The sequence below is a fragment of the Streptomyces sp. NPDC045778 genome (assembly GCF_056431945.1).
Genome location: NZ_JBWKJZ010000054.1, coordinates 18,476 through 39,328 on the forward strand (window position 1 = coordinate 18,476; position 20,853 = coordinate 39,328).

Annotated in this window: 21 protein-coding genes; 12 read left to right on the forward strand and 9 right to left on the reverse strand. The window is 74.1% G+C overall.

The window, feature by feature from the left end; genetic code table 11:
- Nucleotides 1–12 precede the first annotated feature (12 nt).
- Both AC07GB_RS38030 and AC07GB_RS38035 read right to left on the reverse strand, forming a co-directional pair.
- Nucleotides 13–1,296 (reverse strand): MFS transporter, encoded by a 1,284-nt coding sequence (locus AC07GB_RS38030; protein WP_478853823.1) that lies wholly within the window; start codon nt 1,294–1,296, stop codon nt 13–15.
- Between the two features lie 44 nt (nt 1,297–1,340).
- Nucleotides 1,341–2,162 (reverse strand): isocitrate lyase/PEP mutase family protein, encoded by an 822-nt coding sequence (locus tag AC07GB_RS38035; protein WP_478853825.1) that lies wholly within the window; start codon nt 2,160–2,162, stop codon nt 1,341–1,343.
- 249 nt (nt 2,163–2,411) lie between these two features.
- On the opposite strand from AC07GB_RS38035, the gene AC07GB_RS38040 reads away from it, so the two are divergent.
- The 4 genes from AC07GB_RS38040 (at nt 2,412) to cpt (ending at nt 5,857) form a co-directional block, all read left to right on the forward strand.
- On the forward strand, nt 2,412–2,915 hold the full coding sequence (locus AC07GB_RS38040) for a hypothetical protein (protein WP_478853827.1): 504 nt from the start codon (nt 2,412–2,414) through the stop codon (nt 2,913–2,915).
- A gap of 118 nt (nt 2,916–3,033) precedes the next feature.
- Nucleotides 3,034–3,690, forward strand: a complete 657-nt coding sequence (locus AC07GB_RS38045) for a class F sortase (protein WP_478853829.1) — start codon at nt 3,034–3,036, stop codon at nt 3,688–3,690.
- 76 nt (nt 3,691–3,766) lie between these two features.
- On the forward strand, nt 3,767–5,260 hold the full coding sequence (locus AC07GB_RS38050; RefSeq protein ID WP_478853831.1) for a serine/threonine-protein kinase: 1,494 nt from the start codon (nt 3,767–3,769) through the stop codon (nt 5,258–5,260).
- A 75-nt stretch (nt 5,261–5,335) separates the two neighbouring features.
- Nucleotides 5,336–5,857 (forward strand): chloramphenicol phosphotransferase CPT, encoded by a 522-nt coding sequence (gene cpt, locus AC07GB_RS38055; protein WP_478853863.1) that lies wholly within the window; start codon nt 5,336–5,338, stop codon nt 5,855–5,857.
- Between the two features lie 23 nt (nt 5,858–5,880).
- Here cpt and AC07GB_RS38060 read toward each other — a convergent pair whose 3' ends face one another.
- Both AC07GB_RS38060 and AC07GB_RS38065 read right to left on the reverse strand, forming a co-directional pair.
- Nucleotides 5,881–6,699: a peptidoglycan recognition protein family protein gene (locus AC07GB_RS38060; protein WP_478853833.1), complete on the reverse strand. Its 819-nt coding sequence runs from the start codon at nt 6,697–6,699 to the stop codon at nt 5,881–5,883.
- A 110-nt stretch (nt 6,700–6,809) separates the two neighbouring features.
- Entirely contained in the window at nt 6,810–7,763 is a 954-nt protein-coding gene (locus tag AC07GB_RS38065) for a LysR family transcriptional regulator (protein WP_478853835.1), read from the reverse strand.
- A 309-nt stretch (nt 7,764–8,072) separates the two neighbouring features.
- On the opposite strand from AC07GB_RS38065, the gene AC07GB_RS38070 reads away from it, so the two are divergent.
- Both AC07GB_RS38070 and AC07GB_RS38075 read left to right on the forward strand, forming a co-directional pair.
- On the forward strand, nt 8,073–9,266 hold the full coding sequence (locus AC07GB_RS38070) for a trypsin-like serine peptidase (protein ID WP_478853837.1): 1,194 nt from the start codon (nt 8,073–8,075) through the stop codon (nt 9,264–9,266).
- A 150-nt stretch (nt 9,267–9,416) separates the two neighbouring features.
- A complete protein-coding gene (locus AC07GB_RS38075) occupies nt 9,417–9,686 on the forward strand; it encodes a plasmid mobilization protein (RefSeq protein ID WP_478853839.1) in 270 nt (89 codons plus the stop codon).
- 30 nt (nt 9,687–9,716) lie between these two features.
- Here AC07GB_RS38075 and asnB read toward each other — a convergent pair whose 3' ends face one another.
- Both asnB and AC07GB_RS38085 read right to left on the reverse strand, forming a co-directional pair.
- Complete coding sequence (gene asnB / locus AC07GB_RS38080; RefSeq protein WP_478853841.1) at nt 9,717–11,558, reverse strand: asparagine synthase (glutamine-hydrolyzing); 1,842 nt, start codon at nt 11,556–11,558, stop codon at nt 9,717–9,719.
- Between the two features lie 231 nt (nt 11,559–11,789).
- Nucleotides 11,790–12,383 carry a TetR/AcrR family transcriptional regulator gene (locus AC07GB_RS38085; RefSeq protein WP_478853843.1) on the reverse strand — a complete coding sequence of 198 codons (594 nt, stop codon included), beginning with the start codon at nt 12,381–12,383 and terminating at the stop codon, nt 11,790–11,792.
- A 460-nt stretch (nt 12,384–12,843) separates the two neighbouring features.
- On the opposite strand from AC07GB_RS38085, the gene AC07GB_RS38090 reads away from it, so the two are divergent.
- The 6 genes from AC07GB_RS38090 to AC07GB_RS38115 all read left to right on the forward strand — a co-directional run bounded on the left by AC07GB_RS38090 (nt 12,844) and on the right by AC07GB_RS38115 (nt 18,204).
- Nucleotides 12,844–13,788, forward strand: coding sequence for a Gfo/Idh/MocA family protein (locus AC07GB_RS38090; protein ID WP_478853845.1), 945 nt, complete (start codon nt 12,844–12,846; stop codon nt 13,786–13,788).
- 453 nt (nt 13,789–14,241) lie between these two features.
- Nucleotides 14,242–15,063, forward strand: coding sequence for an MmyB family transcriptional regulator (locus AC07GB_RS38095; RefSeq protein WP_478853847.1), 822 nt, complete (start codon nt 14,242–14,244; stop codon nt 15,061–15,063).
- A 209-nt stretch (nt 15,064–15,272) separates the two neighbouring features.
- Nucleotides 15,273–16,313, forward strand: a complete 1,041-nt coding sequence (locus tag AC07GB_RS38100; RefSeq protein WP_478853849.1) for a beta-ketoacyl-[acyl-carrier-protein] synthase family protein — start codon at nt 15,273–15,275, stop codon at nt 16,311–16,313.
- 136 nt (nt 16,314–16,449) lie between these two features.
- Nucleotides 16,450–16,719: a hypothetical protein gene (locus tag AC07GB_RS38105; protein WP_478853851.1), complete on the forward strand. Its 270-nt coding sequence runs from the start codon at nt 16,450–16,452 to the stop codon at nt 16,717–16,719.
- Nucleotides 16,719–17,345, forward strand: coding sequence for a trimeric intracellular cation channel family protein (locus AC07GB_RS38110; protein ID WP_478853853.1), 627 nt, complete (start codon nt 16,719–16,721; stop codon nt 17,343–17,345). The genes AC07GB_RS38105 and AC07GB_RS38110 overlap by 1 nt, the downstream gene beginning before the upstream one ends.
- A 55-nt stretch (nt 17,346–17,400) precedes the next feature.
- The gene (locus AC07GB_RS38115) at nt 17,401–18,204 is read left to right on the forward strand and encodes a GNAT family N-acetyltransferase (RefSeq protein WP_478853855.1); all 804 of its coding nucleotides are present in this window, start codon (nt 17,401–17,403) and stop codon (nt 18,202–18,204) included.
- On the opposite strand, the gene AC07GB_RS38120 is transcribed toward AC07GB_RS38115, so the two are convergent.
- From AC07GB_RS38120 to AC07GB_RS38130, 3 genes are all read right to left on the reverse strand, one after another.
- Nucleotides 18,188–18,742 (reverse strand): isochorismatase family protein, encoded by a 555-nt coding sequence (locus AC07GB_RS38120; protein ID WP_478853857.1) that lies wholly within the window; start codon nt 18,740–18,742, stop codon nt 18,188–18,190. The two genes, AC07GB_RS38115 and AC07GB_RS38120, sit on opposite strands and share 17 nt — an antisense overlap.
- A 197-nt stretch (nt 18,743–18,939) precedes the next feature.
- A complete protein-coding gene (locus tag AC07GB_RS38125) occupies nt 18,940–19,389 on the reverse strand; it encodes a MarR family winged helix-turn-helix transcriptional regulator (protein ID WP_478853859.1) in 450 nt (149 codons plus the stop codon).
- 107 nt (nt 19,390–19,496) lie between these two features.
- Nucleotides 19,497–20,639, reverse strand: coding sequence for an isoaspartyl peptidase/L-asparaginase family protein (locus AC07GB_RS38130; RefSeq protein WP_478853861.1), 1,143 nt, complete (start codon nt 20,637–20,639; stop codon nt 19,497–19,499).
- Nucleotides 20,640–20,853: the final 214 nt, after the last annotated feature.

Consider the following 20,853-nt stretch of genomic DNA (forward strand, 5'->3'; position numbering starts at 1 on the left):
GGCGGTGGCGCTTCAGCCGTCGCCGACCGGCGCGGCGCGACCCCCGCGGGTGCGGCCGATGCCCGTCATGGTGGCGGACAGGGCCACGGCCACGACACACAGACCGACGGTCAGGCACACGGCCCGGACACCCCACGCACCGGCCGCCGCGGTGACAACGGCGGCACCGATCGGGCCGAGGGCGTTGTGCAGGGTCCAGAAGGACGAGGTGACCCGCCCCAGGAGGTGACTTGGCGTCACTTCCTGGCGCAGGGACATGGAGTTGATGCCCGCGACGCCGGTGCAGAAGAGCAGCATCGCGGTGAGCACCGCCACCAGCGGCACGCTCCCGGCGATCCCCAGGCAGGCCACGGCGGAACCGGCAAGCACGTGGACGCCGATCCAGCTCACCCCGAAGCCGAGGCGCTCGCGCATCCGGTCGACGGCGAACGCCGCCCCGAGCGTGCCCAGCGTCCCCGCGGTCAGCACATAGCCGACCGCGCTGTCGCCGTGCCCGAGGCCGTGTTTGACGTAGTAGACGACGACGTCGGTCAGGCCGTAGGTGAGGAACGTGAGCAGCGCCAGGAGCACCGTCAGCGGCCGCAGCACCGGGTGCTCCCACAGGAAGCGCGCCCCGGCGAGGAACTCCCGCCGCACGCCGCCCCGTTCGTCCCGCTCCTCGGCCGCGTCGGGCATCGGCCGTATGCGGACGAAGAGGATGCCGACCGCCGATGCCGCGAACGTCGCGGCGTCGATGCCGAGCGCGGCGGCCGGCCCGAACGCGGCCGCGACGAGCCCGGCCAGCAGGGGCCCGCCCGCGCTCGCGACGGCGTACGCGCCGAACAGATGGCTGTTGGCCTCGAGGATCCGGCCCGGCCCCACGATGGCCGGCACCACCGTCACGTACGTCACCTGGAAGAGCATCGCGAAGACCCCGGCGACCGGCACGACCGTGTAGACGAGCCACAGCGGCGTCGCGAACAGCCACACGAGCGGCACCATGCCGAAGAGCACGCAGCGCGCGACGTCGGCGAGCACCAGCAGGCGGCGCCGGTTCACGCGGTCGGCGACGACGCCCGCGAACAAGCCGGTGACGATCGAGGCGAGGCCGGTGAGCCCGGTGACGAGACCCATCTGCGCCACCGAGCCGGTCTGGTGCAGCACGAGCAGCGGGATCGCCACGTGCGAGAAGGAGTCGCCGAGCGCCGACAGACCCTGAAGGGCCAGGAAGAGACGGTAGTTGGGGTCCGCCCACAGGCCGGTCGCGCCGGGGCCCGACGTCCGTGGTGTGCGCCGCGAGGTGTCACGGCCTGCCATGCGCTCCCCCTCCCGCGCCCCCATCCGGACGCCGCCCGCCCGGGCTACGTGCCGGTCGCGTGCGCCTGCCCGTCGTACGCCGTCGCGAGATCTTGGGCGTCGGCGTACGAGAGTACGTCCCTGGGGCGTGACGTGCCGCGGAGGAACTCCTGGGCCACGTCCACCGCTTGCTGCACGGCCGCGCGGAACAGCAGCGAGCCCGTGCTCACGCGCCGCACGCCGAGGTCGGCGAGGCGCGCGGGTGACGGGCCGTCCGGCGCGTGCAGCACGTTCAGCGGTACGTCGGCGGCGCTGAGCGTGCCGACGAGCCCGGCGATCACGGTCTCGTCCCGCACGCCCGGCACGAACACCCCGTCCGCTCCCGCCTCTTGGTAGGCGGTGACGCGCCGTTCGGTCTCGGGCGCTCCCCCGGCGCCGAGCCAGTACGTGTCCGTGCGCGCGTTGACGAACAGGTCGGGCACGGCGTCCTTCACCGCCCGGATCAGCGCGCACTGCGCGTCGACGGCGGTGAGCGTGCCGTCGGGGCGGCCGTCCTCCAGGTTCACACCGACGACACCCGCCTCGGTCAGCTCGCGGGCCAGGTCAGCGACATCCTCCGGCCTGTCGCTGAAGCCGCCCTCGATGTCGACGGTGATCAGGGCGGGCAGGCGGGCGATCCCCCGGGCGAGCCGGAGCGTCTCCTCGCGCGCGGCCCCGGTGGCGTCCGCCTTCCCCGCGGCCGCGGCCACGCCGAGGCTGGTCGTGCCGATCGCGGGGAACCCGGCGCGGGCGAGGGCGGCGGCGGACGCGTGGTCCCAGGCGTTGGGCAGCAGCAGCGGCGAGCCGGTGCGGTGCAGGGCGCGGAAGGCTTCGTGGCGATCACTCATGCCGCGCACTCTGCCAGAGGGGTCCGACAGCCGAGGAGGCCTCGCGAAGGAGCCGACCGAGGCGCCCCGCGTACGAGACCCTGGGCGGCCCGGCCGCCTCCCCCGCGAGGCTGATCGAACCCCAACAGGAACCTGACAGTTTCCTCATAACTTCGCGCCAGCCTGGCGACCGTGCCCGGCGGCACCCCGGTGTCCGCCGCCCCCGCCGGGCACTCCCCCTGTGTCCGAGCCGGAACGGAGCCCCACCCCATGACCCACCGCGCCCACGCCCGCCCCCACTCCCGGCCGCTGCGGGCCGCCGTCGTCGCATCCACCGTGGCCGTCGGGGTGCTCGCCGCCCCGTCCGCCGTGGCGTTCGCCTCCGACGCGACGCCCAAGCCGAAGCCGACGGCCGGCGAGACCACGCCCACGCCCGCGCCCGAGGTCTCCAAGGAGTCCGGCGCCGAGCAGCGGGCGGCGACGGAGGAGGCCCTGCGGGACGCCAAGCGCAAGCAGGCCGCGCCGCGCGGCGGCGTCGCCGCGGGTGACAAGCCCGTCGTCAAGGAGAAGAGCGCGCCCGAGGCCGCGCCCGCGCCCGCGCGGAAGAAGCCCGCGGTGACCCCGCGGGGCGGCGTCGCCGCGGGCGAGCGGCCCACGGCGGGCGGCGGCGACAGCACCCCCGCCCTCGTCGGCTCGGCCGCGGGCATCGCCCTGCTCGCCGGCGCGAGCACCCTGGTCCTGCGCCGCCGCGCCACCGGTCGCGCCCAGGGCTGACCCCGGCCGCGAGGACCACCGCCCCCGCCGGGGACCGTGCCGCGTGCGCGGATCCGGCCCGATCACGCGTGGTGGCGCCGCCTCTTGTCCGGGCGGCGCCACCGCGTCCGGAGTCACCATGCCCCTGAAGAGCCGACCGCTCCCGGCGCCCGCCGCGCCCCGGCGGCGCGCCCCCGGCGCCTGCGTCCTCGCGGTCGTCGTCGGCGCGGCCGTGGGCGGCTGTTCCGCCGCCGACGGCACGGCCGCCGCCACCAAGGCGCGACCGGCCGCCTCCAAGACGTACTCGGTGGGGAGCCCCGGCACCGCCGACGGGTCCGTCGAGGCGGCGCCCGCCGCGCCCGTGCAGGTGACGATCCCGTCCATCGGCGTGCGCAGCCGCCTGATGCGCCTCGGCCTGAACCCGGACCGGACCGTCGAGGTGCCGCCCGCCGAGAAGGGCATGACGGCGGGCTGGTACACCGGCGGCGCGATCCCCGGGCGGCCCGGCGCGGCCGTCATCATCGGCCACAACGACACGCGCTTCGGCCGGGCCGTCTTCCACGACCTGAAGAAGGTGCGGGTGGGCGCGGACATCGCCGTACGGGACGCGCGCGGCGGCACGGTCCACTTCCGGGTCACCGCCACCGAGACGGCAGCCAAGAAGGCCTTCCCGACCGACAGGGTCTACGGCAGGACCGGCGACCGCGCTCTGCGCCTGATCACCTGCGACGGCGCGTACGACGCCCAGGGGCACCCCGTGGACAACCTCATCGTGTACGCGACCGCGAATCGGTAGCCGACGGGCACGCAGACCGTCGGGTTAGGCTTCCCTCGCAACCTGTTCATGTGTGCGAAGCGGGGGAACGTAGACGGTGTCCGATCAAGGACGGCTCGTGGCCGGCCGGTACCGCCTCGTGGAGCGCGTGGGGCGGGGTGGCATGGGCACCGTGTGGCGGGCCGAGGACGAGCTGCTGTGCCGCCACGTCGCCGTGAAGAAGCTGCACGTGCCCCCGCACCTGAACGACGACGAGATCCAGACGCTGCACGAGCGCACCCGCCGCGAGGCCCGCAGCGCCGCGCGGATCACCCACGCCCATGTGATCGTCGTCCACGACGTCGTGGACGACGAGGGCCTGCCGTGCATCGTCATGGAGTACATCCCCTCCGTCACCCTCGGCGACGTCCTCAAGGAGCGCGGCACCCTGGCGCCCGCCGATGCGGCCCGGCACGGCTCGGCCATGGCGGCCGCGCTGCGCGCCGCACACGACGCGGGCGTCCTGCACCGGGACGTGAAACCCGCCAACGTGCTCCTCGGGCACGACGGGCGGACCGTCCTCACCGACTTCGGCATCGCCGTGGAGAGCGGTACGCCCTCCCTGACCCGGACCGGCGAACTGGTCGGCTCCGTGCGGTACCTGGCGCCCGAGCGGCTGCGCAGCGCCGAGCCGGGGCCGGCCTGCGACCTGTGGTCCTTGGGCGTGACGCTGTACGAGGCGGTGGAGGGCCGCCACCCGTTCGAGCGGGGCTCCGCGATGGAGACGGCGTACGCCATTGCGACCGAGCCGCACGCGCCCCCGCGCGCGGCCGGTGAGCTGGCCCCGCTGATCGAGGGCCTGCTCGTGAAGGACCCCGGGCGCCGCACGGACGCACACGAGGCCGAGCGCCTGCTGCGCCGGGCGGCGGGTGCGGCGAGTGCGGGTGTGAGTACCGAGACGAGCGCGGGCACGGCCGTGCTCAGACCGGCCGCCGCGCCGCCCTCGCGCGAGCGTAGGCGTGGCCGCCGCGCCGCCCTGTGGTGCGGCTCCGCCGCCGTGGTCGCCGGATGTGTGGCGGGCGGCGCCCTGCTGTGGCCCGACGGCGGCGAGGCGTCCGGGGCCCGGCCGCCGGCCGGGGAGCCGCGCCCCCGCCCCTCGGCACCGCCCGTACCGTCCGGCTACCACCTGGCGAAGCAGGAGGGCGGCCTGTCCCTGCCCGTGCGCGACGGCTGGACCCGCAAGAACCTGCCGGGCGGCGACATCGCGTACATCGACCCGTCCGGCCTGGTGGGCCTGCGGGTGAACGTCGCGGAGTTCGCCGGGTCCGACCCGGTCGAGCACTGGCGCAGGACCGAGGAGAGCCAGACGCGCCGTGACAACCCGGGATACGAGCGGGTGCGGATGGCGTCCACGGCCTTCCGGGGCAAGCCCGCGGGGTACTGGGAGTTCACCTTCGACGGCAAGGCCCGCAAGTTCAGGGCCGTGGAGATGGCGTTCTCCGACGAGGACGGCACCCAGTACGTCGTCTACCTCTCCGCGCCGAACGAGCAGTGGAAGCAGCACCGCCCGGTCTTCGACGCGGCCATGAAGGGCCTCCGTCTCGACGGCTAGGCCGGGCGCCGCCCCGGAACAATTCGCTGGTCACCGCGTGGCACCGCGGCCTAATCTGGCGCGGTGACGACTCGGATGATCATCCTCAACGGCGGTTCCAGCTCGGGCAAGTCCGGGATCGTGCGGTGTCTGCAAGCCGTCCTGCCCGAGCAGTGGCTGGCGTTCGGGTGTGACTCGTTCGTGGACGCGCTGCCCGCGAGGATGCGGGGGACGGACGGCGGGATCGTGTTCGCGGCCGACGGCGGCGTGGACGTCGGGGCGGACTTCCGGGCCCTGGAGAAGGCCTGGACGGAGGGCGTCGTCGCGATGGCCCGCGCGGGCGCCCGGATCGTCGTCGACGACGTCTTCCTCGGCGGCACGGCGTCCCAGCAGCGGTGGGAGAAGGCCCTCGGCGACCTGGACGCGCTGTGGGTCGGCGTCCGGTGCGAGAGCGACGTCGCCACGGGCCGGGAGATCGCGCGCGGGGACCGCACCCCGGGGATGGCCGCCGCGCAGGCACGCCTGGTGCACGAGGGCGTGCGGTACGACCTGGAGGTGGACACCACGCGGGCCGAGCCCCTGGCGTGCGCCCGCCTCATCGCCGCCCGCGTCGCCTGACCAGCCACACCCGGCAGCACCCGTCACCGAAGTGGGCGGGTCGCCTGCGCCCGCTCCTTAGTACGGCCCTGGAGATCGGCCGCCCGCTCCCGGATCGCGGGCAGCGCGGCGCGCAGCGCGGCGCCCGGACAGCTGGTGGTGTAGCCGTCGGTGTGCCCGGCCACGGCGTCGAACTCGGCGCGCGTGCCCACCGGGAACCGGCTGAGGCTGTTGCTGGAGACCAGCTGGGCCCGCAGCCGCGGGTCGACGTCCGCGAGGCCGAGCTTCCACGCGGCGAGCGCGGCGATGGCCTCCGCCATCGGCCCCGGCACCGGGGTGCCCGCCGTGAACGTACCGATCGCGGCGACCCCGGCCGTGCGGTGGTTGAAGCCCTGCGTGTGGGCGCCGACGACGGGCCGGTCGACGCCGCCCGCGCGGCCCTCGTAGATCGTGCCGCAGCGGTCGACGAGGAAGTTGTAGCCGATGTCGTCGAAGAGCCGGGCCCCGGTCTGGCCCGCGGCGAGGGCCCGGATGATGCGCGGCGCGTCGGCGCAGTCGTACGCGTTCGGGGAGTCGGTGTGGTGGACGAAGACCGCGAGGACGGGGCCGCCGTAGCGCACGGGCGGAGGGGTCTCGCGCGCGTCGCCGAGCCACTCGGCGCGCGGCACGATGGCCGGCCGTGCGGCCTGGTGGGCCGCCGGGGCCGCGGCGGTGTGCCGGCGCCCGTCGCCCTCGGCCGCGTGCTCGACGCCCACCGCGCACAGCGCGAGCGCCCCCGCGGCCACGAGACCGGGCACACAGGCGAGGACCGCGCGCCCGGCGGGCGGCAGCCGCCCCGCCACCGTCTCCCGCAAGGCACGCATGCCTTCCACTTTCCGGGCGCCCGACCGCGCCCGCGCGCGGGGTGCGCCCGCTCGGGGGACACCGCCCCGGACCGGCGGCGCGCGCTGAGCAGACCGGAGAGCCGCTGCCTTCAGACGCGCGCCGCGCGGCCCGCCCCCTGAGCGGGAGCCGTCTGTGCCGGGACCGCGCCCACGCCGCCCGCGCCGCAGTCGGCCGCCACCGTGTCGGCGAAGGCGCGCGCCAGCGGACTGAGCGCGTCCCAGCGGCGCACCGCCCAGCCCACGGAGAGCGTGGGCAGCTCCGGCACCGGGACGAGGCGGAGCCCGGGCGGGCCCGAGGCGCGCCAGCCGGGCAGCTCCGGCACGACGGCCTGGCCGACACCGAGTTCGGTGAGCAGCAGCGCGGTGTCCCAGTCGGCCACGCTGGTGTGTCCCTGCGGACGCAGGCCCACCTCGGCGAGGGCCGCGTCGAGCCGGGAACGCGAGCTGGACACCTCCGGGGGCCGGATGAGCTGCACGGCCGCCAGGTCGGCGAGGGTGGCGCGGCGCTTGGCGGCGAGGGGGTCGCCGCACGGCACGGCGAGCACCCAGCGCAGGTCGGCGACGGGCCGCTGCTCGATGCCGCGCACGGGCTCGCCGATGGTGACCCAGGCCAGGTCCAGGTCGTCGTCGGCGAGCGCGTCGAAGCAGGCACGGCTCGAACTCGCCGTCCGGAATTCCAGGGCCACCTGCGGGAACCGCTGCCGGAAGCCGACGATCGCGTCGGCCATGAAGTGCCGCACCGTCGTGGCGCCCGTGGTGATGCGCACCGCGCCGCTCTCGCCGCGCACCAGGTCGCGCAGCCGACGCAGGGCGAGGTCGATGCCGCCGATGCCGTCGGACGCGGCGGCGTGCAGGATGCGGCCCGCCGACGTCGGCACGACACCGCGCGCGTGCCGCTCCAGGAGGCTGACGGCCAGCTCCTTCTCCAGGCGTTTGACGTGCTGGCTCACCGCCGACTGGGTACAGGAGAGGTCGCGCGCCACGGCGCTGAGGCTGCCCGCGCGGCAGACGGCGATGAAGACACGGAGATCGTCGAGCGTCACGGGACGAAGCTAGGGCGTTCCCGACGGGAGTGCCACATCCGGGGCCCGCCCCCGGCCGGGGCGCGCGTCGCCCGCGTCATCTGCATGTTGCACAGATCACAGGGGGTCGCGGAGCGCGTGGGAACCCCACCCCCTATTTCACCGTTGAACAAGATGAGGGTCCCGACCGCGATTCCCCCGTCCGGCCGGGGCCCTCTCGTATGCGCCCCCTCCCTGCACTTCTGACCGACACACATCTCGCTTGTTGTCATGTACAGACCTACCGTCGGAGACAGGAGCCCCTTCCCCCACCGCCCCCTAGGAGGCACCGTGTTAAGACGCGTCATCGCCGCGGCCGCTCTCGTGGTCACGGCCGCCCTCGTCCCCGCCGCGCCGACCACGGCGAGCGAGACGGCGCCGGCCCCCGCCGCTCCGGCCCCCGTCCGCACCGCCCCGGTCCCGGCCGCGGGCGAGGAGAAGGCGGTCGACCTCCGGCTCGGGTCCCCCGGGAGCCCGGCCCGGCAGGAGATCCGGCATCCGGGAGCGACGTACGTGAAGGTGCACATCGCGCGCCTGGTCCTCGCACCCGGCGACCACCTCACGGTGGCGGACCCGGCCGGACGCGAGGTGCACACCTACCGTGGCGACCCCACCCGTGGCGCCGCGGCGCCGGGCGACGCCGGCTTCACCCGGCACGGCCGCACCGGCTTCGCCGCGATGTCGGTCGAGGGGGACACCGCCGTGGTCACCCTGCACACCCGCGGCAAGCGGGGCTCGCACGCGACGGTCGACCGGTACTGGCGCGGCTACGGCCCGGCGGAGTTCGCCGCCGAGAACCCGTCGACGCGCAGCGTGTGCGGCGCCGACGGCCGCCGTGACGCGGTCTGTTACAGGACCAGCCACCCCGCGCACTACGCCGCGTCGCGCGGCGTGGCCCGCATGCTGCTGAACGGCGGGGGCTACTGCACCGCCTGGCGCGTGGGCCGCGGCAACCACATGATGACCAACAACCACTGCATCAAGACCCAGGCCGAGCTGGACAGGGTGGAGGTGCAGTTCGACTACGACTGCGCCACCTGCGGCGGCAACGACCCGCGCCCCGGCACCAAGGTCGGCGCGAACGCCCTGCTCCGCACCTCGGCGAGCCTCGACTTCACGCTGTTCAGCGTGGACAACTTCGACCAGATCACGCAGTTCGGCACCCTGTTCCTGGAGACCCGCGCCCCGGTCGCGGGCGAGCAGGCCTACATCGCCGGGCACGGCGATACCCGGCCCAAACGCATCTCGATCTACGAGGAGCGCGACGGCGGCGCCTACTGCGGCGTGCGCAACCCGCAGCTCGGCTCCGAGGACGTCGGGTACAACTGTGACACCTCGGGCGGCAGCTCCGGCTCCCCGGTGCTCTCCGGCTCCTCCCACAAGGCGATCGCCCTGCACTGGGGCGGCTCCTGCCCGACCAACGTGGGCACCCGCATGGACAAGATCTATCCGCAGATCCAGGACCTGATCGACAACCGGCCGTAGCCGACCGGGGCTGAGCCCGGCGATGACGACCGCCGGGCTCAGTGCGGAGCGCACGCGCCCCGCCTCGCTCCCCGCACCCCCGCGCCACCCCTTCGGGCGGAGTATGCCGGCCGTTCCGCGCCGGACTGGACAGGACGGCATCATGCGTCCATGGACGGTGCCAAGCCTGTGCAGGTCTTGTTCCCACCCGACGAGTACGACGCCGTACTGCGGCACGCGGACCGACTCGGCCTCACGGTCGCGGAGTTCATACGCCGGGTGGCGACCGGGCACGTCCGGCGGGGCGGCGACCCGCGCGGCCCCGGCGGCCCGGGCGCGGCCCGCCGGGGCGCGGCCGTGCCGCCGGTGCGGCGCCGCCTCGACGCCTCGTCGGCGCCCGCGCTCCAGCGGTTCCTCGACACCCTGGCGACGGGGCCCTGACCCCGGCGGGCCACGAACGACCCCGGGGACTCAGGCCAGCACGACCTCCGGCTTGTACAGGTCGAGCCACACGGCCAGGTCGAGGGCGCGCTCCAGGCCGCGCCGGGAGGCCTGCTTGATCTGCGGTGTCTCGCTGTGCGCGAGGCGCCGCAGCCCGTCGCGGTCGACGAGGTCGAAGACCGCGTGCCCGGGCCGCGCGAGCAGGTCCTTGGCGTGCTCCTGGAGCGCGAAGGCGTACTTCGGGTCCTGCGTCGACGGGTACGGGCTCTTGACCCGGTCGTACACCGACCGGGGCAGGCGGTCCGCGGCGGCCTCCCGCAGCAGCGACTTCTCCCGGCCGTCGAAGGTCTTCAAGGCCCACGGCGCGTTGTAGACGTAGTCGACGAGGCGGTGGTCGCAGAACGGCACCCGCACCTCGAGGCCGACGGCCATGCTCGCCCGGTCCTTGCGGTCGAGCAGCACCCGCACGAAGCGCGTCAGGTACAGATGGCTGATCGTGCGCATGCGGTACTCGAAGTCGCTCTCGCCGTCGAGTCGTTCGACCCCGGCCACCGCCGCCGCGTAGCTGTCGCCGACGTAGGACCGCAGGTCCAGGGTGTCCAGGACGTCGCGCCGCAGCAGGCTCGTCTCGTCGCCGAGGGTCTCGGCGTGCCGCACCAGCCAGGGGAAGGTCGTGCCGCGCCGCGCCTGCTCGTCGAAGAACTGGAGGTACCCGCCGAACACCTCGTCCGCCGACTCACCGGAGAGGGCGACGGTGGAGTGCTCGCGGATCGCCTGGAACAGCAGGTACAGCGAGGCGTCCATGTCGCCGAAGCCGACGGGCATGTCACGCGCGGTGAGCATCTTCGCGCGCACCTCGGGGTCGGCGAGCGCCTGCGCGTCGAGCACGATGTCACGGTGGTCGGTGCCCGCGAGCCGCGCCACGTCGTGCGCGTAGGGGGAATCCGGCGTCCCCCGCAGATCGTCCGCCACGAAGTGGTCGCTCTGGCCCGCGAAGTCGACGGAGAAGCTGCGCAGCGTCTCCCCCGCGCCCTTGAGCTGGTGGGCGGCGAGCGCCGAGAGGGCGGAGGAGTCGAGGCCGCCGGAGAGCAGCACGCAGCGCGGCACGTCCGACACGAGCTGACGGCGCACGATGTCGTCCAGCAGGGAGCGGACGGTGGCCACGGACTCGGCGCGGTCGTGCGGGTGCGGCCGCGTCTCCAGGCGCCAGTAGGTACGGGCGCGGACGCCCTGGCGGTCCACCGTGACGACCGTGCCGGGTTCGACCTCGCGCATCCCGTCCCACACGGCGTGCCCCGGCGTCTTGACGAAGGCGAACACCTCACGCAGGCCCTCGACGGTCACGCGCGCCCGGGCCAGCGGGTTGGCGAGGATCGCCTTGGGCTCGGAGCCGAAGAGGACGCCGTCGGGCGTCGGCCGGTAGTAGAAGGGCTTGATGCCCATGCGGTCGCGCACCATGACGAGCCGCCGGCGCGGGCCGTCCCAGACGGCGAAGGCGTACATCCCGTTCAGCCGCTCGGCGACCTCCTCGCCCCACTGGAGGTAGCCGCGCAGCACGACCTCGGTGTCGGAGTCGGTGGTGAAGGCGTGGCCGAGCCCGGCCAGTTCGGCGCGCAGCTCGGTGAAGTTGTACGTCTCGCCGGAGTACACGAGCGCCACCGTGCCGCCCGGTGTCGTCGCGGTCATGGGCTGGCGTCCGCCCGGCAGGTCGATGATGGCCAGGCGCCGGTGGCCGAGCGCCGCGGGGCCCTCCGCCCAGGTGCCGCGGTCGTCCGGGCCGCGGCAGGCCATCGTCTCCGTCATCGCGTCCAGGACGCCGCCCTCGGTCCGCAGGTCCCGGTCGAACGAGACCCAGCCGGTGATGCCGCACATACGGGCTCCCCTCGCCAATGTAGATGTACCTGGCATCTATATCCCCGGACTCCACCCCGAGCCAACCCGGAGCACCGACTTCCGGCCACGAGCGCCCCAAGGGGCGCGGGGCTGCGTCTCTTTGCTGCTCCGCCGCGTGGGCGCGACCAGCCACGACACACCCACAGACGCCCGACGCCACAAAGCGGTACATCCAGCGGCGCACTCAAGACAGGGGTCGCAGACGCAGGCTCACCCCGGCGTCAGGAAGGCCTGCACAGCGGGCGCGTACCGATCGGTGATCTCGGCGATCGCCATGGCCCGCAGATGAGGCCCCCGGGCGATGCCGTACATCACGCCGAGCCCGAGCAGCATCGCCACCGCCATCTCCGCACGCAGCCCCGCGTCCGCGCCCGGGAGGCGCTCGCCGAGCCTGCGCACCACCTGCGTACGGAAGTTGGCGCGCAGCACGTAGCCGTGCTCGCGGTGCAGCGGGGCGAAGACGATGCGCAGGACGGGGTCGGCGCCCTGCTCGGCCTGGCTGGTGAGCAGGTGCTGGACCATGTGACGGCCGAGCCCCTCCAGGGGCGCGTCCAGGATGGCGGCGGCGTCCGCCTCGAAGGACATGATCTGCGCGAACAGCGCGTCCTTGCTGCCGAAGTACTTCAGGACCAGGGGCGGGCTCACCCCGGCGCGCTCGGCCACCGCCTTGAGGGTGATGTCGGCGTGCGCGTGCCGCGCGAGCAGGTGCCGGGCGGCCCGCACGATGGCGTCCTTGGTCGCTTCGGCGTCACGGCGCGCGGGCCCCGTCACGTGCCGGTGCGGCCCCGGCGTGGAGCTGGTCATGGCGTCACTTTCCCTCATCGGCCGCCCGGTCACGGCGGCCGGATCCGAGGGTAGGGGGCGGGCGCCCCACGAGCCACGGCCGGTTGCACAGGGCGCAACAGCCCCGCCGTCGGCCGCACCATTGGATATCGGGTAATTCCAGGACAGGACGGACAGTTCGCATGCGATTCCCGGACATCTTCTCCAGGTGCGAGTGAATGGCAATTCACCCGGCCTGTCGAATTGCCATTCACGCGCCGAGAGTTGACGGTACGTCGAATACGCGGCCGGACTTCGTACAGCGCCTCCGGGAAACGCCACGGCGGCCGGGCAGGGTGTCACCGCAAGGTCCGTACCTTTATGGCGGAGAGCCGCCGGAGGCCGTCCCGGAGCGCGCGGGGAGATCATCGGGAGCCGGGGTCCCGCGGCCGCCGCCACCCGGCCCTCAGGACCTCCCGTGCCGCTCCGCCATACTGCGCCCATGACCAGATTTCGTGTGGGCTTGATCGGTACCGGTCCCTGGGCGACCGCGACGCACGCGCCGGTGCTCGCCGCGCATCCGGACGCCGAGCTGGCGGGCGTGTGGGGCCGCCGCCCCGAGGCCGCCGCCGCGCTCGCGGCCGCGCACGCCACCGCGGCGTACGAGGACCTGGACGCGCTCCTCGCCGCTAGCGACGCGGTCGCCTTCGCCGTGCCGCCGGACGTGCAGGCGCCGCTCGCGGCCCGGGCCGCGCGGGCGGGCTGCCATCTGCTCCTCGACAAGCCGGTGGCCACGGACGCGGCCGCGGCGCGCGCCCTGGCCACCGAGGTGGAGCGGGCCGGCGTGGCCTCCGTGGTCTTCTTCACCCTGCGGTTCGCCCCGCCCATGGCCACGTGGCTGGCCGAGCGGGCGCAGGAAGGGCCGTGGTTCACCGGGCGCGCCGACTGGTACAGCTCGTTCTACGCGGCGGACGGCAGCGGCGCGTTCGACTCTCCGTGGCGGGCGAGCAAGGGCGGCCTGTGGGACGTCGGGCCGCACGCGCTGTCCGTCCTGACGGCGGTACTCGGCGAGATCACATCGGTGACGGCGGCGCCGGGCCCGGCGGACACGGTCCATCTCGTCCTCCGGCACGAGGGCGGCGCGTCCAGTACGGCGACCCTGACGCTGCGCGCGCCGGAGCGGGCGTCGGGCGTGACGCTGGAGTTCCGCGGCGAGCCGGGCACGGCGTCCCCGGAGGCCTTCGGGGAGACAGGGTGGGGCGATTCGGGCGTCGCGTTTCGGTCAGCGGTGAGCGCGCTCGTGACAGCGGCACATGCCGGTCGGCCGCACGCGTGCGACGTACGATTCGGCGCGCGAGTGACGGAGATCCTGGCAGCGGCGGAAAAACAGGTGACGGCGCTCGACGGCGCCGCACAAGGAGAACGAACGCGGACTCAGGCCTCTTGAGCGAATACCAGCCACAAGGGCCGCCCGGAACAGCACGGGGCGGCCGGTACCGTGGCCGCTACGTAATGGCGAGTGACGGCACCGGCCGCAGCCAGTGAACCCAGGAACCGAACCGGGTAGTAACTGCCACGCAGGTACACACTGCTCAGTTTCCGACCACACAGATCGGAATACGAACAACCGGTCCCGCGCGCTACCCGACTACGACCCCGTAGGCGGAGGGGGTATCCGACGCCGAGGAATTTCAGCCAATTTCATGCTCCCCGAACAAGATGCCCCTGAGTTGTGCCCGCGAGCCCACCGACGATCAAACGTGCAGGTCGGTGGCCTCGCCCACTCCATGATGCCGCACGAGCTGATCGTTTTCTTCAGGCAATGTTTATGCCCAAAGATGATGCGAATATTTAGACTGCTGACGCTCAACTCGGCGTGTACGAAGAGGGATTACCCACCATGAACAAGACGGCGCTGCGCGCTCTGCTCCGCGAACGACGCGCCCTCATCGCCCCTGAATCGCACGGGTTCGTCCGATCGACGGGGCAGGGCAGACGGGCTCCGGGACTCTCCCAGCATCAGGTGGACCAACTCCTGCACCGCACCCTTGGTACGTACCACCGCCTCGAGTCCGGCAACTACCCCAACCCACCCACGGCCCTCCTGCGCGACGTGGCCCGCCTCTTCGGGCTGAACGAGCAGGAATGGGTGTCCTTGTGCCGGTACGCCCTGCTCCAGGACCCGCCCGGGCCACTTCACCTCTCGTCCGGCAAGGAGGTACCCGGCGTCTGGCGGGAAGCCGTGAACGGCATCTCGCACATCGCGTACATCGCGGACGCGTCCTGGGACATGCTCGTGTACAACGACGCCTGCGCCGCCGTCTTCCCCGGCGGCGACGTCCCGACGAACATCATGCGCTGGATGGTCCTCAGCCCGGTGGCCCGCGAGATCCTCCTCGACTGGGACACCTCCTGGGCCCCCATGCTGCTGCCGCAGCTGCGCGGGGCGCTCGCCTCCCGGCCGGAGGACGAGACGCTCCAGCAGATCGAGAAGGAGGTCCTCACCGACCCCTTGGCCGCCCCGCTGTACGGCGCGGACAAGCCCTTCCCCCACCCCGACGGCGACGAGCGGCCCCTGCTGCACGCGGAGATGGGGCCGGGCTGGGTCACGATATGCGCCGCCCAGCCGCTGACCGCTCCGGGCGCCCGGATGATGATCCTGGTGTTCCACCCCGGGCGCGAGCGCGTCCACCCCAGAGCCCCGATGCTCCGGGCCACCTGACGGCTCCGCCCGGGCGGGCGCCGCCCGGACACCGCCTGATCACCGCACGCGGGCCCGCTCCGCCCGACGGCCACGAGCGGGCCCGCACGACGGCCCTCCCAAGCCCGGGACCTGCGCTGGAACCGCTGGGCCAGGACGCACGTTCGACGAGGTGCAGTACGTTTCCTTATGCCCTCCACATCCGATCTGCGCCCGGCGGGAGTTCCTTCGTGTCCGCATATGTCCTCAGACCCCAGACCGTCGTCGGTGACCACAAGGTCACCACCGCGGACATCACCGACGACATACGCAAGCACCACCCCGAGCACCCACGCCTCGGCGCGTTCCTGCGGGTCATCGGCAACTGCGGGGTCCAGACCCGCTACTTCACCCGCCCCCTCGACTCCCCGACCGTCGCCGGCACGGCCGATGTGAACGAGCGGGCCACCACGGCCTTCCACGACGCCCTCGTCATGGCCGAGCGCGCGGCCAAGGCCGCGCTCGCCTCGGCCGGGCTCGCCGCGGCCGACATCGACGCCGTGGTCACCACGCACACCACCGGCTGGGCCGTGCCCAACCTGGACATCCACCTGATCGAGCGGCTCGGCCTGCGGCCCACCGTGCGCCGCGTCGCGCTGACCACGCTCGCCTGCCCCGGGGGCACCCAGTCCCTGATCCGGGCCGCGGACCTGGTCGCCGTCCGGCCCGGCAGCAAGGTCCTCGTGGTGGCCGCGGAGGTCATCTCGTCCGTCTACCACCACAACGACACCGGCATCGAGGCCATGATCTACAAGGCCCTGTTCGGGGACTCGGCGGGCGCCACCGTCGTGACGGACGAGCCCCTCGGCCCGGGCCTGGTCATCGAGGACTCGTACGAATACGTGCTCCCGGGCAGCATCGACCGCCAGCGCGGCCGGATCACGGCCGACGGCTTCCACTTCGACTCCACCAGGCAGGCGCTCACGGCCGCGGACGACGTCCTTCCGCAGCTTCTGGAGTGGATCGGTCCGCAGGCGGCCGAGTTCGCGGTCGTCCACCCGGGCAGCCCGCGCATCATCTCGGACACCGCGGCCGCCCTCGGTCTCAGCGCCGTTGACACGCGTCACTCCACCGACACGCTCGCACATGAGGGCAATCTGGGCGGGGTGAGCGTGCTGCGCGTCCTGGAGCGCACGCACAGCGCGCCGCCCGCCGACGGGGCCCGCGGCTACACCGTCGCGTACGGTCCCGGTTTCACCACCGCCGCGCTGCGCTGCCGCTGGCAGGGGTGAGCCGGCCCCGGAGCAGCGGCGCGGGGGCCGCTGCTCGGCCGTGCGGCCGTGTTTTTCGTCCTTTCGGCCACCGTGATCCGGCCACCTGACCGATGGTGCGGGCCCAGGGGCGTCCGGGACGGTGGAGAGCATGGAGATGGTGTGGAATGCGAGGCGGCGGCTCGTCGTGGTGGCCGTCGCCGGTGTGATGGCGGCCGCCGTGGCCCTCGCCCTCGCCGCGCTTGCCCCTGCCCGGCAGGGGCAGGCGCGGACGCCCGTCGCCGACAGCGCCGAGCGGCACCCGGCCTCGGACTGGCGCCTGGACGCGACCGCCCTGGGCCTGACGGCCGCCGCGTCGACGGCGGGGCTCCTGGTGCTGCGCCGGGGAGGCACCCGGCGCCCGGTCCCGCGTGAGGCGGCCCGCTGATGCTGCACACGCTGTACCTCGTCGGCATCGCCGCCTTCGCCGCCAGTGGGGTGCTCGCCGCGCACCGGGCGCGGATGGACCCCTTCGGCGGGCTCGTCCTCGCCTTCGTGGCGTCCATCTCGGGCGGTACGCTGCGCGACCTCATCCTGGACCGCCACCCGCTGTACTGGACCCACGACTGGGTCCTGCTCACCGTGATCGCGGTCACGGGCGTCACCACGATGCTGTACCTGCGCCACCGTGAGCTGCCGCAGCGCACGCTCATGGTGGTGGACGCGGTGGGCCTCGCCGTCGTGACCGTCATGGGCGCGAAGGCCGCGGTCGACGCGCACGTCACGCCGCTCGCGATGATCATCCTGGCCGTCCTGACGGGTGTGACCGGCGAGGTCCTGCGCGACGTGCTGTGCGGGCAGTTCCCGCCGCTGCTGCTGCGCGAGGAGGTGTACGCGACCGCCGCGCTCGCGGGCGCCTGCTGCTACCTCGGCCTGCACCACGCGGGCGCGTCCCCGACCACCACCACGGTGACGTCGGCCTCCCTCGTCCTCGTACTGCGCCTCGCGGCGATCACCAGGTCGCTGCACCTGCCCCCGCTGTCCCACGTCCGGACCCCGGGCACTGACCGCTGACCGCCCCCGCGGAAATCCAGTTGTCCGGTGCCCGGCCCGCTGCTGAAGTGGCCGGATGGACACGACATCGGCACTCGCGGCGTACGACAAGCAGATCCGGCAGAGCCCCGACCCGGAGGGGCCCGGCGGCCGCGTGGAGCGGGCGGACGGCGTCATCCGCCATGTGGGCGCCGCCGCCCACGACTGGAACGGCGTGGTGTGGTCGGACCTCGACCCGGCCACGGCCGACGCCGCGATCGCCGCGCAGGTGCGCCTGTTCACCGGCCTGGGGCGCGAGTTCGAGTGGAAGCTGTACTCCCACGACCGGCCCGCGGGCCTGGCCGAGCGGCTCCTCGCGGCCGGCTTCGTGCCCGAGCCCGCCGAGACCCTGATGGTCGTGGAGGTCGACGCGCTGCCCCTGGACGCCGCCGCGCCCGAGGGGATCGAGCTGGTCCCGGTGACGGACGAGGCGGGGGTGCGGCTGATGGTCGCCGCGCACGACCGGGCCTTCGGCTCGGACGGCGCCGCGCTCGGCCGGCAGGTGCTCGACCAGCTGACCGCCGCGCCGGACACGCTCGCCGTGGTCGTCGCCATGGCCGGGGACGAGCCGGTGAGTTCGGCGCGCGTCGAGTTCCGGCCGGGCACGGACTTCGCGGGACTGTGGGGCGGCGGCACGGTGCCCGCCTGGCGCGGCCGGGGCATCTACCGCTCGCTGATCGCCCACCGCGCCCGCATCGCCGCCGCCCGCGGCGTGCGCTACCTCCAGGTCGACGCCTCCAGCGACAGCCGCCCGATCCTGCGGCGGCTCGGCTTCGCCGAACTGGCCACGACCACGCCGTACGTGTACCGGCCCGGGGCGCCGCTCAGCCCAGGAGCTTGATGATCGCGTCGGTGGTGTCCGTCTCGCCGAGCAGCGGGAAGACCTTCTCGACGGCAGCGAGATGCGCCTGCTCGTCCATGTCGGTCACCGCGTCCACGGCCACCGTCACGTGGTAGCCGTGCTCGTGGGCCGCCCGCGCCGTCGACTCCACGCCGAACGCCGTCGCGATGCCGCCGATGACGACCTGGGTGACGCCCCTGCGGCGCAGTTGCAGATCGAGGTCGGTGCCGTGGAAGGCGCCCCACTGGTGCTTGGTGACGACGACGTCACTGTCCTGGCGGTCCAGCTCGGGCCGCAGCTCCGCCCAGTCGGCGGGCGTGGCGCCACCACCGCCGAGCGTGACCTCGGTGCGCCCGGGCGCCCGGCCCGTCACACGGACGAGCACGACGGGCAGCCCGCGCGCACGGAAGGCGGCGGCGAGCCGGGCCCCGCGCTCGACGATCCGGTCGGCCGGGTGGAGGGTGGGCAGCGCGGTGATGCCCTTCTGGAGGTCGACGAGGACGAGGGCGGTCTTCGGGTCCAGGGTGGTGGCGGTCATGAAAGTGCCTTTCTCGTACGGGGCGGACGCGCGGGGGCGGCGCCGGAAGTCACGGGTGGTCCCGCCGCTCCAGGAGTCCGCCGGGAGTCACGGGTGGACGAGCCGCTCCAGAAGCACCACGTCACGGGCGGACCAGCCGCTCCAGAAGCACGACGGGTGTCACGGGCGGACCAGCCGCTCCAGGAGCACCACGGGTGTCACGGGCGGACCAGCCGCTCCAGAAGCACCACGGCGTCGGCCAGCTGTCGTTGCTCGCGCTCGTCGAGCCGGTCCGCGACGGCCGCCGCGAGCCAGTTCCGCTTGGCGTCCCTCGCCTCGGTGAGCACCCGGCGGCCGTCCTCGGTCACGGACACCACGGACCGGCGTCCGTCGTGCGGGTCCGGCGCGCGCTCGACCAGGCCTTCGGCCTCCAGCGCGGCGACGGTCAGGCGCATGGACTGGGGGCGCACGTGCTCGGCGCGGGCCAGCGCGGCCGTCGTGGCGGGCGCCTCCGCCAGCAGGGCGAGCGCGGACCGCTGCGAGGCCGTCAGGCCGGTCTCCGGCGTCTCGGTACGCAGCCTGCGCACGACGTGCCGTACGGCGACGGTGAGGTCGGCGGCGATCCGCTCGGGCCCGGCTCCGGCCGTGCTTCCTGACGTGTCGGTCATGACGGCACCGTACGAAATGGACAGGCAGACTTGCAAGTCTGCCTGTCCATTTCGGCGAAGCGGTCGAGGCCGGCGAAGCCGCGGGTCTACCGATCGCCCGCGGCGGCTCAGCTGTTCGGCGGCGTCTCGTCCGGGAAGATCTTCGTGACCACCTTGCCGTCCTCGGTCAGATAGCCGTGCAGCATGCCGGGGCTGCTGTGCGGCGCGTCGAAGGCGCCGTCGGGCGCGAGCGCGATCACACCCCCGTCGCCGCCGAGGGCCGGAAGGCGCTTGACGATCACCTCGTACGCGGCCTTCGCCACGCCCACGCCCTTGAACTCCATGAGGTTGGAGATCGTCGCGGTCGCCCCGCCCCGGATGAACACCTCGCCCGCGCCGGTGGCGCTCGCGGCGACCGTGCCGTTCTTCGCGTACGTGCCCGCGCCGATCAGGGGCGAGTCGCCGACGCGGCCGGGGAGCTTGTTGGTCAGGCCGCCGGTCGAGGTGCCCGCCGCCAGGTCGCGCCGCTTGTCGACGGCGACCGCCCCGACCGTGCCCTTGGACTGCGCGTCGGCGAGGGCGGCCGGGGACCGCCCGGCGGAGCCCGCGGCCTTCTCGCCGCCCTTCCCGGCCTCTTTGGCGGCCATCAGGGCGTCCCAGCGGGCCTGCGTCCAGTAGTAGTCCTGAGTGACGGTCCGCAGCCCGTGCCGGGCGCCGAAGTCGTCGGCCCCCTCGCCCGCGAGCAGCACGTGCTTGGACTTGTCCATCACGGCCCTTGCGCCCTCGATGGGGTTGCGCAGGCTCTTCACGCCCGCCACGGCACCGGCCTTCAGGTCCGAGCCGCGCATGATCGACGCGTCCAGCTCGTGGCCCGCGTCGGCGGTGAAGACCGCGCCCTTGCCCGCGTTGAACAGCGGGTTGTCCTCCAGTCTCTCGACGGCCTCCTGGACGGCGTCCACGCTCGAACCACCCTTGTCGAGCACCTTCTGCCCAGCTCTGAGGGCTTCGGTGAGCCCGTCCCGGTACGCCTTCTCGCGCTCCGGCGTGGTCTTGTCCCGGTCCAGGGCGGTGCCGGCGCCGCCGTGCACGGCGAGCACCACGTTCCGGGCGTCGGGCCGCGCCTTGCCCGCGGGCCGGGCGTCGGCGGCGGCAGCGGCGGCGCGGCCGTCCGGGGCCCCCTCCTCGTCCCGCGGCAGGGCGAGCGCGGTGGCGGTGACCGCGGCGGCGGTGGCGAGGGCGGGAATCAGCCAGGTCAAGGGACGTAAGCGCATGGGCACTCCTCGGCAGGACGGCGACGGGGTCACCGTAAGGGCATGCACATGACGCCAACCAGAGGGCGTGGGGGGGGGGGGGGGGGGGGGGGGGGGGGGGGGGGGCCCCCCCCCCCCCCCCCGCCGCCGTGACCGGGCCGCCGTGGGCCGGTGTGCTGCCGCCCCGGGGCGGCTGGGAGCGGGTTCCGGGGCTCCCGGCCGCGTCCGAGGTGCG

What these genes read in the sequence shown, in the direction of transcription:
- AC07GB_RS38030 (WP_478853823.1), bottom strand. Translation starts at nt 1,296, where the DNA reads ATGGCAGGCCGTGACACCTCGCGGCGCACACCACGGACGTCGGGCCCC.
- AC07GB_RS38035 (WP_478853825.1), bottom strand. Translation starts at nt 2,162, where the DNA reads ATGAGTGATCGCCACGAAGCCTTCCGCGCCCTGCACCGCACCGGCTCG.
- AC07GB_RS38040 (WP_478853827.1), top strand. Translation starts at nt 2,412, where the DNA reads ATGACCCACCGCGCCCACGCCCGCCCCCACTCCCGGCCGCTGCGGGCC.
- AC07GB_RS38045 (WP_478853829.1), top strand. Translation starts at nt 3,034, where the DNA reads ATGCCCCTGAAGAGCCGACCGCTCCCGGCGCCCGCCGCGCCCCGGCGG.
- cpt (WP_478853863.1), top strand. Translation starts at nt 5,336, where the DNA reads ATGATCATCCTCAACGGCGGTTCCAGCTCGGGCAAGTCCGGGATCGTG.
- AC07GB_RS38060 (WP_478853833.1), bottom strand. Translation starts at nt 6,699, where the DNA reads ATGCGTGCCTTGCGGGAGACGGTGGCGGGGCGGCTGCCGCCCGCCGGG.
- AC07GB_RS38075 (WP_478853839.1), top strand. Translation starts at nt 9,417, where the DNA reads ATGGACGGTGCCAAGCCTGTGCAGGTCTTGTTCCCACCCGACGAGTAC.
- asnB (WP_478853841.1), bottom strand. Translation starts at nt 11,558, where the DNA reads ATGTGCGGCATCACCGGCTGGGTCTCGTTCGACCGGGACCTGCGGACC.
- AC07GB_RS38085 (WP_478853843.1), bottom strand. Translation starts at nt 12,383, where the DNA reads ATGACCAGCTCCACGCCGGGGCCGCACCGGCACGTGACGGGGCCCGCG.
- AC07GB_RS38090 (WP_478853845.1), top strand. Translation starts at nt 12,844, where the DNA reads ATGACCAGATTTCGTGTGGGCTTGATCGGTACCGGTCCCTGGGCGACC.
- AC07GB_RS38095 (WP_478853847.1), top strand. Translation starts at nt 14,242, where the DNA reads ATGAACAAGACGGCGCTGCGCGCTCTGCTCCGCGAACGACGCGCCCTC.
- AC07GB_RS38105 (WP_478853851.1), top strand. Translation starts at nt 16,450, where the DNA reads ATGGTGTGGAATGCGAGGCGGCGGCTCGTCGTGGTGGCCGTCGCCGGT.
- AC07GB_RS38110 (WP_478853853.1), top strand. Translation starts at nt 16,719, where the DNA reads ATGCTGCACACGCTGTACCTCGTCGGCATCGCCGCCTTCGCCGCCAGT.
- AC07GB_RS38115 (WP_478853855.1), top strand. Translation starts at nt 17,401, where the DNA reads ATGGACACGACATCGGCACTCGCGGCGTACGACAAGCAGATCCGGCAG.
- AC07GB_RS38120 (WP_478853857.1), bottom strand. Translation starts at nt 18,742, where the DNA reads ATGACCGCCACCACCCTGGACCCGAAGACCGCCCTCGTCCTCGTCGAC.
- AC07GB_RS38125 (WP_478853859.1), bottom strand. Translation starts at nt 19,389, where the DNA reads ATGACCGACACGTCAGGAAGCACGGCCGGAGCCGGGCCCGAGCGGATC.
- AC07GB_RS38130 (WP_478853861.1), bottom strand. Translation starts at nt 20,639, where the DNA reads ATGCGCTTACGTCCCTTGACCTGGCTGATTCCCGCCCTCGCCACCGCC.